General features: G+C 67.1%; 1 protein-coding gene. It reads left to right on the top strand.

All coding sequences use genetic code 11. The features are described 5' to 3' along the window. Positions 1-241: 241 nt before the first annotated feature. Positions 242-1578: sodium:proton antiporter (locus AC3XYG_RS36675; RefSeq protein WP_489144840.1), on the top strand; the 1337-nt coding region annotated here is incomplete at its 3' end.

A 1578-nucleotide genomic window follows, 5' to 3' on the forward strand; every position in this document is an offset into this window, starting at 1 on the left:
GGCTGGAGCCAGTGGATCATGAAGTATCAACTAACCGCTCCCAAAGGAGTGGCTCTTGATCCGGTTTTCCTGACCCTGGGACGCGGCATCTTCGCCCAGCCCATCAGGACCGGGAGTTAGTGCGTTGGTGCTCACGGGAAGGCGCGGATGGCAAACCGTGCTGTCAGTTGAAAAGGTTGGCCGCTTTGCCTCGCGTCGCCATACTCCCGCCGCCTGACGACCGCGACCGACAAGGATGTTCATGACGGTGCTCCGACACGCCCGCCGCCTTCTGGGACTTGCCGTGACGGGCGGCATCGCCTTCTTATCGAGCTCGCCGGCCCGGGCTGCGGCGGAGGGGGCGCCGCATCTCGATGGCGCGTCGCTCGGCCTGGCCTGGCTGGTGCCGTTCGTCGGCATCCTGCTGTCGATCGCGCTGTTTCCGCTGGTCCGGCCGCATGTCTGGCACCGGCATTACGGCAAGGTCGCCGCCTTCTGGGGCCTGGCCTTCCTGTTGCCCTTCGCCATCGTCCACGGCGCCGACCTCGCGCTGTACGAGGTGCTGACGGTGGCGCTGACGGAGTATCTGCCCTTCATCATCCTGCTGGCGGCGCTGTTCGTGGTCGCCGGCGGCGTGCGGCTGAAGGGCACGCTGGTCGGCACGCCGGCGGTCAATCTCGGCATCCTGTTCGTCGGCACCGCGATCGCCAGCTGGATGGGCACCACCGGCGCCTGCATGCTGCTGATCCGGCCGCTGCTGCGCGCCAATGAGAATCGGCGCTTCCGGGTCCACACCGTGGTGTTCTTCATCTTCCTGGTCGGCAATATCGGCGGGTCGCTGACGCCGCTGGGCGACCCGCCGCTGTTCCTGGGCTTCCTGCAGGGCGTGTCGTTCTTCTGGCCGACCCAGCACCTGCTGCTGCCGATGCTGTTCTGCTCGGTCATCCTGCTGGCGCTCTACTTCGCGATCGACAGCGTGCTATTCCGGCGCGAGCATGCGCTGCGCGAGGTGCCGGTGGCAGCGCGGGTGCCGTTCGGGCTGGAGGGCGGCATCAACCTGCTGCTGCTGGTCGGCGTGGTCGCCGCCGTGCTGCTGAGCGGGGTGTGGCGGCCGGGCGTCGAGTTGACCGTCCATCACGTGCCGGTGGCGCTGGAGAATCTGGTTCGAGACCTGGCGCTGCTGGTGATCATCGGCCTGTCCTGGGTGTTGACGTCGAAAGACAGCCGCAGGCTGAACGACTTCAACTGGTTCCCGATCGTCGAGGTCGGCAAGCTGTTCGCGGCGATCTTCGTCACCATCGTGCCGGCGATCGCGATCCTGCGCGCCGGCCGGGATGGGGCGCTGGCCCCGCTGGTCGACCTGGTCGGCGGCGCCGGTGCGCCCAACGACATCGCCTATTTCTGGCTGACCGGCGCCCTGTCCAGCTTCCTCGACAACGCGCCGACCTACCTCGTGTTCTTCAACATGGCCGGCGCCGACCCGGTGCATCTGATGGGCAGCTGGGCCACGACGCTGGGGGCGATCTCGGCCGGCGCGGTGTTCATGGGCGCCAACACCTATATCGGCAACGCGCCCAATTTCATGGTCTATGCCATCGC

It is taken from the genome of Inquilinus sp. (assembly GCF_057815775.1).